Origin of the sequence: Alysiella crassa DSM 2578, assembly GCF_000745955.1 — a bacterium.
Classification (GTDB): Bacteria; Pseudomonadota; Gammaproteobacteria; order Burkholderiales; family Neisseriaceae; genus Simonsiella; species Simonsiella crassa.
In genome coordinates, this window is sequence record NZ_JQKH01000097.1 from 1 (window position 1) to 8,133 (window position 8,133).

Genomic DNA, 8,133 nt, shown 5'->3' on the forward strand with positions numbered 1-8,133 from the left:
GCATGATAGTGGTGCATAATAAATACTTACAAAATAATGGCACTTATCATCATGAATATAGATTTTATTTAAGCAATATTTGCCATGACAATGCAGAATATTTTGCAAAAGGTATTATGCAACATTGGCAGATTGAAAATAAATTACATTGGGTAAAAGATGTTCAGTTAAATGAAGATAAGTCTTTTATTCGCAATAAGAATACCGCAGCTTGCTATTCGGTTCTAATGAGTTGGGCATTAAATATTGCACGATTTAATGGCTTCAATAAATGGAAAGATTGGTTGGCAAGATTTGCCAATCGGATTGACCGTATTGTGAAAATGATTTAGAACTTGGCAGGTCTGGGGCTAAGGTGGGGGACAATCAAGGGCAGCACATGAATATTCTTGAAAATTAAAGAGCCACCCCTACCCTAATCCCCCGCAAGCGGGAGAGGGGACAGGTTTCAGGCAATCCAAAGATTTTTGTCGTGTACTAAAAGGCAGCCTGAAGATTTGTAGCGTGTACTGTACAGCAAGCTGAAAATATATATATCCTATTCAAATGGTTACACAATGAAATTTCGCAATTTGATTTTCCCGCTCACGCTCGCCCTGATTTTGGGCGGACTGTCGGCGTGGCTGGAAAGAATAAGCACATTGGACGTGGAAGAAGTCAAACTTGACCCAGCTAAACCACAGTATTCTATGGAAAATTTATCGGCTAGCCGTTTTGACACATCAGGCAGCCTGAAAGAATATTTAATCGCTCGCCAAGGCTGGCAATTGCCCGACCAAGAAAATGTTTTTTTACAAAATGCTGATTTGCAAACATTTATTAATGGCGAACCGCAATATTCCGTCAATGGTTTATCCGCACGCTATCATTTGAAAGAAAAAAAAGTTTATTTTGAACACGATGTGGTTTTAGAAAAAACCGAAGACAATCAACGTCCTGCCGCCATCGTCAAAACCAAAAATTTAGTGGTGGACACGGTCGCGCAAACCGCGCAAACCAATGAACTCATTGAATTTACTTATGGAAAATCGCAGGGCAGCGCACAAGGCGCATTCTACGACCACAAATCGGGCAAACTGGATTTGCCCAAACAGGTGAAAGCACTTATTTATGATGTTAAAACAAGTCATTAAAACCACAGCCGCCGCGCTGCTGATTTCAGGCAGCCTGAATGCGTTTGCGCTGGAAAGCGACCGCAATCAGCCGATTTCCATTGAAGCAGACTCAGGCTCTTTAGACCAAAAAAATCAAGTTACAGTATTCACAGGCAATGTTGTCATCAAACAAGGCAGCCTGAATATTCGCGCCCATGCCATACGCGTGGCGCAAGACAAACAGGGCAATCAGCTCATTCAAGCCGAAGGTAATCCCGTGCATTTCGGACAACAGCTTGAAGACAAAGGCTATGTGGAAGGTTCGGGCAATCAGGTGGAATATGAATCCAGCACAGGTTTGGTGCGTTTAACAGGCAATGCGATGGTGAAACGCGGTGGCGACGTGGCGCGTGGTGCGGCGATTACCTACAATATGCGTACCGAAGTGTATACCGTATTGGGCAGCAAAATTGCTGGCACAGCAAGCGGCACGAAAAATGGGCGCGTGAGCGTGATTATTCAGCCGAGCACCGTAAACAAGAACAGTAAGAAAAAATAATGGTTTATTTTTTCAGGCTGCCTGAAATTTTTCAAAATGAATAAATTACTGATTATACTTTGTTTTTTATTGTCATTAACTGGTTGCGTCCAAGCTCCGCAGTCCATACAAACAAAAACACCGCAAATAAAGGAATATTCTGTGTCATCTCATGAAACATGGCAAGAAGTAGGATTAAGTCCTGAAGAAATTAAGTTTTTAACTCAATTACAAAAAGAAGTACAAGCGGATAATCAACACATTGATTATAATGAATATTTAACCAATCCGCCGACTGATAATAAAGGGCAATTTTGGTATCAATGTGCGGTGATTTTGAGTACGCTGCCTGAAAATCAGCAATTAGATATTAGACCAAATGGTAAGCTATTCAGAGCATTAGGTATTTTAGATGAAATGCTGAAATACAATTCTAAATTCCCACAAATTTGGGCGCAAAAAATCATTGTTTTGAATTATTTAGCACACGGTTATTGGTCAAGTGCTTCTGCGTTAAACATGGTGCAAGGGCAGGAAGAAAAAGCAGAGGAACACAGACGTGCAACCGTTTCTTTAGGACGCGCATTATTAGAAACTGCAGAAGAAGCTGCCAAAATGTATCCTAAAGATGAATGGTTTCAAGACGAACTTGAACATATCCGTGAAAATTTTGGCTCATTTGCTGAAAAACAATAAAGCATGAATACACAATCTCATTTACACGTCCAAGGTTTACAAAAAACCTTTAAAAAACGCCAAGTGGTGAAAAATTTTTCGCTGGATATTGATAGCGGCGAAGTGATTGGTTTGCTTGGGCCCAATGGCGCAGGTAAGACCACCAGTTTTTACATGATTGTGGGCTTGATTGCAGCGGACGCTGGCACAATTACTTTAGATGGCAAAGAGTTACGCCACCACCCCATTCATGAACGCGCCCGCGCGGGCATTGGCTATTTGCCACAGGAAGCGTCTATTTTTCGCAAAATGACGGTGGAAGACAATATCCGTTCCATTTTGGAAATTCGTTTCAGCGACAAAAATGAAATTGAACAACAATTGAATAAATTATTGGACGATTTGAATATTGGGCGTTTGCGCCACAGCCCTGCCCCTGCCCTGTCGGGTGGTGAACGCCGCCGCGTGGAAATTGCGCGAGTATTGGCAATGCAGCCGCGTTTTATTTTGCTGGACGAGCCATTTGCGGGGGTGGACCCGATTGCCGTGATTGATATTCAGAAAATCATTGAATTTTTGAAACAGCGCGGCATAGGCGTATTAATTACCGACCACAATGTGCGCGAAACGCTGCGTATTTGCGACCGTGCCTACATCATCAGCGATGGCACAGTGTTGGCTTCGGGTAAACCTGACGATTTGGTGAACGATGAGCAGGTGCGCAAAGTGTATTTGGGCGATAATTTTACTTATTGATTTGTTTAATAAACTATTTTCAGGCTGCCTGAACACCCATTTATCATTATTCTTTTAAACCATTCAGGCAGCCTGAAAATAAACCCACCCAAATATTACCCAAAACGCATGACCCATTAATCAAAATCGCATTATTTTCAATTAAGAAAACCACATGAGTGCCAACCATCTTCATCTGAAACTGCGACAAACCCAGCAATTAAGCCAAAACTTGCAATATTCCCTGCGCGTACTCCAAATGTCGGGGCAGGAAATGGAGCGTGAAGTGGAAGACTGGCTCGCAGATAATCCCCTGTTGGAGCGCGTTTCTGCGGAAGACGCGCCGTTGGAGACTGCGCAATTGTCGGCGGCAATTTCGCAAACGCACCGCAATGTGGGCGGCGATGACGCAGAAAACGCATGGGAAAACATCGCCAAAGAAGACAATTTATACAGCTATTTACACGCCCAAGTGTGTGAACACCCTTTATCTGAATTGGAAGCGGCTCATGTTCATGTTTTGATTGATTTTTTAGATGAACATGGCTATTTGAGCGAATCGGTGGAAGAAATCATTGACAACACACCGCTTGAATGGCATTTATCAGAAGAAGACATTGAAATTGCAATAGAAAATTTGCAAAACTTTGACCCTGCAGGCATTGCCACACCCAATTTACAACAGTCTTTATTGCACCAATTGGGCAGGCTGCCTGCAAACTCGGTACGGCGTTGTGCGGCGCAAATTGTCAATTCACATTTACATGAATTAAAACAAGGTAATAAGCAAAATTTAAATTTGCTCACGAAAAAATTACCCGATTTTGATTCTGCGACCATTCAGCAGGCTTTGGAAATGATTTCGGGGCTAAACCCTTATCCTGCTTACGGTTTTGCGACCGAAGACCCGACTTCTTACATCAATCCTGAAGTGATTGTGAAAGAAGGCAAAGAGGGCTGGTATGTGGTCGGCAACGATGTTATGTTTCCACGCATGGCGATTAATACGGAATTGGTGGACGCATTAAGCCAAACAGAACAAGTAGATAGTATTTGGAAAGAAAAAGCGGTAGAAGCAAAACAAAAGTTGGATATTTTGTCCATGCGCCAATCCACCATTATGCGAATTGCCAATTATATTGTGGAAAAACAACAGGATTTTTTTGAATTTGGTGAAATTGGACTCGTGCCGATGTTGCTCAAAGAATGTGCGCAGCATTTGGAATTGGCGGAAAGCACGATTTCTCGCGCGGTAAATCAGAAATATTTGGCGTGTCCGCGTGGCGTGTTCCCCATGCGTTATTTTTTCAGCCAAACGGCGGTTACGGGCGAAGACGATGAGGGCATTAGCCAAAATGTGATTAAGGCTTTAATTGTTCAAATTATTGATTCTGAAGATAAATCCAAACCCTATAGCGACAATGATTTAATGAAAATGTTGCAACGTCAAGGCATTACCATTTCGCGGCGCACGGTGGCAAAATATCGGGATTTATTGCAAATTGCGGCGGCTGGCGGGCGGCGAGTGGATTGATTTCAGACAGCCTGAAAATTAAGAATATTTTAATATTGCCATCACCGATAAGTCGCCGTACAATAATACTACGCCCGAAGGCTTGGGCGGATTAAACTTTAAGGAGTTGTAAAATGAACTTACATATCACAGGTTTACATTTAGACGTTACTGAAGCATTGCGCAATCACATTCAAAGTAAATTGGAACGGATTAACCGCCACAGCGACAATGTGATTACCGTAAACATCACGCTTTCTACCGAAAAAGTGAATCACAAAGCCGCAGCCCATGTGCATTTAGCAGGTAAAGACTTGCATGTGGAATCCGTAGAAAACGATATGTATGCCGCGATTGACGTATTGATGGACAAATTAGACCGCGCCATTTTGCAACATAAAGAAAAATCCAATCGCCATTCATAAATCAATTATCCTATTTCAGGCAGCCTTATTTTTTCAGGCTGCCTGAAATTATTTTCAGAGAAATATCATGATGAATCATCAACAAAAATTATCCGATAAGCAAATGGCGACACTTTTGGCATTGCTGATTACCATTATGCCATTTTCTATTGACGCCTATTTGCCCTCGCTGACTTTGATTGCGGAAGATTTGCACAGCGATATTCACAGAATTGAGCAAAGTTTAAGCAGTTTTATTTTTGGTGTGGCGTTTGGGCAACTGGTGGGCGGCTCTTTGTCCGATATTAAGGGGCGGAAAAACATCGCGCTCGCGGGTTTGTCTGTTTATATTGTGAGTACCTTTTTGCTGATTTTTGTGCAATCGGCGGAACAATTATTGTCTTTGCGTTTGGTGCAAGCGGTGGGGGCGGGCATGGCGGCAGTGGTGGTCGGCGCGATTGTGCGCGACAATTATGAAGGCAAAGAAGCAGCACAAATGTTTGCTTTAATTGGGATTATTATGATGGGTGCGCCTTTGCTTGCGCCTATGGTTGGCTCAATGATGCAGATGATAGGCGGCTGGCGGGCGGTGTTTGTGTTTTTACTGCTGTACAGCGTGATGGTGTTTGCGCTGTACTGGAAATTTTTGCCGAAACATAAAATGGCTGAACCTTTGCCGCCGCAATTATTCCGCAATTTGGCGCAACGCTATGGGCGCGTGTTGCGGCACAAAACGGCATTGGGCTTTTTGTTTTTTCAGGCTGCCTCGTTTTCCTCTATGCTGGTTTTTTTGACTGAATCGCCATTTGTGTACATGAAATTGCATGAATTATCGCCCAATCAATACGCGTGGGCGTTTGGCTGCAATATTATTATGATGGCGGTGTTTAACCGCACCACCGCTTGGCATTTGAAACGCGACCGCAATTCGCAAGATATTTTACGCGCTGGGATTATTATTCAATTTTTGGCAAATTTATCTTTGTTTATCAGCGTGTTGATTTGGCAACTGCCGCCGCTTTGGTTGATGATAATGTTGATTATGACCTCAATTGGCACGCAAGGTTTGATTGTTGCCAATACACAAGCCTTGTTTATGAGTCATTTCCGTGAAGACGCAGGCAGCGCAAACGCGGTTTTGGCTTCCTGCCAATCTTTGATTGCGGCGTTGGTGGGTTTTACCACCACTTTATTGCACAATGGCAGCGCGATGGTGATGGCAGGTATGATGTTGGCGTGTACTACTTTAGGCATTGTTTTATTGATGATTTTTTCTCATTCCATCATGCGACAAAAATGTTAAAAGTGTTAATAAAGCGTAATTTCGCGTTATTAGGCTATGGATTTTGGAGAAGTTCAGCTATAGTTCGTTTTGTTATTTCAATGCGTTTTCAGGCTGCCTTTCAGTACACGACAAAAATAACAGTAGGGTGCGCCGTGCGCACCAAATCCACCACAATATTTAAATTATTCAGTAATTTGGTGCGCACGGCGCACCTACATGATTTGTGATTGGAAAAATTGTCGTGTACTGAAAGGCTGCCTGAAAATGTGTTTCCCTATATTTTTTTACTTTAAGGATAATTCCATGAAAATGTTTCAAAAAATGACTTTGGTAGCCACTGTTGCAGCTTTGGGTTTGAGCGGCTGTGTAACCAACGCCAACACAGGTGAACGCCAAGTGAGCAAAACCGCCGCTTATGGCGTGGGCGCGGCTGTAACTTGCGGCATTATCGGCGCGATTACGCATGGTTCTAAAGGTGCGCGTAACTCTGCGGCGGCTTGTGGCGCGGTGGGTGCAGGCGTAGGCGGCTACATGGATTACCAAGAAGCCAAATTGCGCGAACAATTGCAAGGCACTGGCGTGGACATTCAACGCGATGGCAACCAAATTAAATTGACCATGCCTGAAAATGTTACATTTGCCACAGGTCGTTATGATTTGTCTGAACACGCACAAACTTCTTTGAATGGCGCAGCGCAAACTTTGGCAAAATACAATGAAACCACCATTCGCATTATCGGTCATACCGACAGCACAGGTAATGACGGCATTAATATCCCATTGTCGCAAAACCGTGCAACGGCTGTGGCGCAATATTTGGTGAGCAAAGGCGTAGCGGCTAACCGCATCAGCACTTCTGGTCGCGGTGCAAGTTCTCCTATCGCCACCAACACGACTCCTGAAGGTCGTGCCTTGAACCGCCGTGTGGAAATCTTGATTGACCCACAAACAACGGGTAACTAATTTCATTTAGTCAAATACATTTCAGGCTGCCTGATTGAATTCAGGCAGCCTGAAATGCCATTTTCAGCCCATTTTGATTTCAGAAAGCACAATCATGACACATTCAGACCGTTTGATTTTGGATTTAATCGCACTCATGAAAATCCCATACGCTGATTTTGTACACGATAATTTTGAGCAAATTTTAAATTTGCCAAATGAAATCCACATCACGCAACACAATTTGCTTCAAACGGTACGCAGATTGCAAAAGTTGAAAATCGTCATCAAAAGAGATGGTTATTGTGCTTTGAGCAAAAAAGGTTTCGTGTTATGGGAACGCGAATTTGCGGTAAATTGGGCGCATTTTTATGATATTCAATGCGAAATCATCAATGATGATGTGCAAAAAATCCGCGTGGTATTTTGTGATGTGGGATTGTGCGATGTGTTGCATTCGCTGAATTTGCCGAATTTATACATCGCACCACGACAACATTATGTCGTGAACGATTGCAAAAAATTGAGCGCGGTTTATGTGGCACAAGTCATTGTGCCGAATGATTTTGAATTTGCCAGCGATGTGTTTCACAAATGGAAAAAGCCACTTGCCTGTTTTCAGGCAGCCTTTCAGTACACGACAAAAAATCGGACGACCTGTTTTGGGTTTGAAAAATAGTCCAAAGTTGCCATCATCAACATGGCGGCTTTGGCAAGCTGCTCCAAACCAACGCGAAAGATGCTTTGTGAGAGCCGTTCATGCGACTTGGGTTTAATCGGATTCAGTGCATGTTGCCAACGCCCGATAACATAAGCCCAAGCCAATGTAACTGCCAGAATCGCAAACAACTTTTCCATTTTAACAGGGTCAGTCATGTGCGTGGCTTCCAAGTCAAAACCGCGTTTTTTCAGGCAGCTAAACAGCATTTCAATTTGCCAGCGCTGAC

Annotated in this window: 10 protein-coding genes and 1 pseudogene; 10 read left to right on the plus strand and 1 reads right to left on the minus strand. The window is 43.2% G+C overall.

The features are described from left to right. The 10 genes from Q338_RS11155 to Q338_RS11200 all read left to right on the plus strand — a co-directional run. A partial coding sequence (locus Q338_RS11155) for a transposase (protein ID WP_156961075.1) occupies nt 1-332 on the plus strand: 332 nt, incomplete at its 5' end. A gap of 225 nt (nt 333-557) precedes the next feature. Then, complete coding sequence (lptC, locus tag Q338_RS11160) at nt 558-1,133, plus strand: LPS export ABC transporter periplasmic protein LptC (protein ID WP_034295430.1); 576 nt, start codon at nt 558-560, stop codon at nt 1,131-1,133. Further along, nucleotides 1,114-1,653: a lipopolysaccharide transport periplasmic protein LptA gene (gene lptA / locus Q338_RS11165; protein ID WP_034295446.1), complete on the plus strand. Its 540-nt coding sequence runs from the start codon at nt 1,114-1,116 to the stop codon at nt 1,651-1,653. The genes lptC and lptA overlap by 20 nt, the downstream gene beginning before the upstream one ends. A gap of 36 nt (nt 1,654-1,689) precedes the next feature. Continuing rightward, nucleotides 1,690-2,328 (plus strand): 3-deoxy-manno-octulosonate cytidylyltransferase, encoded by a 639-nt coding sequence (locus Q338_RS11170; protein ID WP_147293696.1) that lies wholly within the window; start codon nt 1,690-1,692, stop codon nt 2,326-2,328. A gap of 3 nt (nt 2,329-2,331) precedes the next feature. Next, the gene (gene lptB / locus Q338_RS11175; RefSeq protein ID WP_034295434.1) at nt 2,332-3,063 is read left to right on the plus strand and encodes an LPS export ABC transporter ATP-binding protein; all 732 of its coding nucleotides are present in this window, start codon (nt 2,332-2,334) and stop codon (nt 3,061-3,063) included. A 154-nt stretch (nt 3,064-3,217) separates the two neighbouring features. Next, nucleotides 3,218-4,576, plus strand: coding sequence for an RNA polymerase factor sigma-54 (gene rpoN, locus Q338_RS11180; RefSeq protein ID WP_051968628.1), 1,359 nt, complete (start codon nt 3,218-3,220; stop codon nt 4,574-4,576). A 113-nt stretch (nt 4,577-4,689) separates the two neighbouring features. After that, the gene (gene hpf, locus Q338_RS11185; protein ID WP_034295436.1) at nt 4,690-4,980 is read left to right on the plus strand and encodes a ribosome hibernation-promoting factor, HPF/YfiA family; all 291 of its coding nucleotides are present in this window, start codon (nt 4,690-4,692) and stop codon (nt 4,978-4,980) included. 70 nt (nt 4,981-5,050) lie between these two features. After that, a complete protein-coding gene (locus Q338_RS11190) occupies nt 5,051-6,262 on the plus strand; it encodes a multidrug effflux MFS transporter (RefSeq protein ID WP_211249453.1) in 1,212 nt (403 codons plus the stop codon). A 285-nt stretch (nt 6,263-6,547) separates the two neighbouring features. Next, on the plus strand, nt 6,548-7,207 hold the full coding sequence (locus Q338_RS11195) for an OmpA family protein (protein ID WP_034295438.1): 660 nt from the start codon (nt 6,548-6,550) through the stop codon (nt 7,205-7,207). 94 nt (nt 7,208-7,301) lie between these two features. Further along, complete coding sequence (locus Q338_RS11200; RefSeq protein WP_156961076.1) at nt 7,302-7,865, plus strand: hypothetical protein; 564 nt, start codon at nt 7,302-7,304, stop codon at nt 7,863-7,865. Here Q338_RS11200 and Q338_RS14900 read toward each other — a convergent pair. Continuing rightward, a pseudogene (locus Q338_RS14900) lies at nt 7,817-8,133 on the minus strand (hypothetical protein); the annotation flags it as partial. The gene Q338_RS11200 and the pseudogene Q338_RS14900 sit on opposite strands and share 49 nt — an antisense overlap.

Bases quoted from the DNA above. Each gene is read 5' to 3' on its own strand.
- lptC (WP_034295430.1), top strand. From the start codon at position 558: ATGAAATTTCGCAATTTGATTTTCCCGCTCACGCTCGCCCTGATTTTG.
- lptA (WP_034295446.1), top strand. From the start codon at position 1,114: ATGTTAAAACAAGTCATTAAAACCACAGCCGCCGCGCTGCTGATTTCA.
- Q338_RS11170 (WP_147293696.1), top strand. From the start codon at position 1,690: ATGAATAAATTACTGATTATACTTTGTTTTTTATTGTCATTAACTGGT.
- lptB (WP_034295434.1), top strand. From the start codon at position 2,332: ATGAATACACAATCTCATTTACACGTCCAAGGTTTACAAAAAACCTTT.
- rpoN (WP_051968628.1), top strand. From the start codon at position 3,218: ATGAGTGCCAACCATCTTCATCTGAAACTGCGACAAACCCAGCAATTA.
- hpf (WP_034295436.1), top strand. From the start codon at position 4,690: ATGAACTTACATATCACAGGTTTACATTTAGACGTTACTGAAGCATTG.
- Q338_RS11190 (WP_211249453.1), top strand. From the start codon at position 5,051: ATGAATCATCAACAAAAATTATCCGATAAGCAAATGGCGACACTTTTG.
- Q338_RS11195 (WP_034295438.1), top strand. From the start codon at position 6,548: ATGAAAATGTTTCAAAAAATGACTTTGGTAGCCACTGTTGCAGCTTTG.
- Q338_RS11200 (WP_156961076.1), top strand. From the start codon at position 7,302: ATGACACATTCAGACCGTTTGATTTTGGATTTAATCGCACTCATGAAA.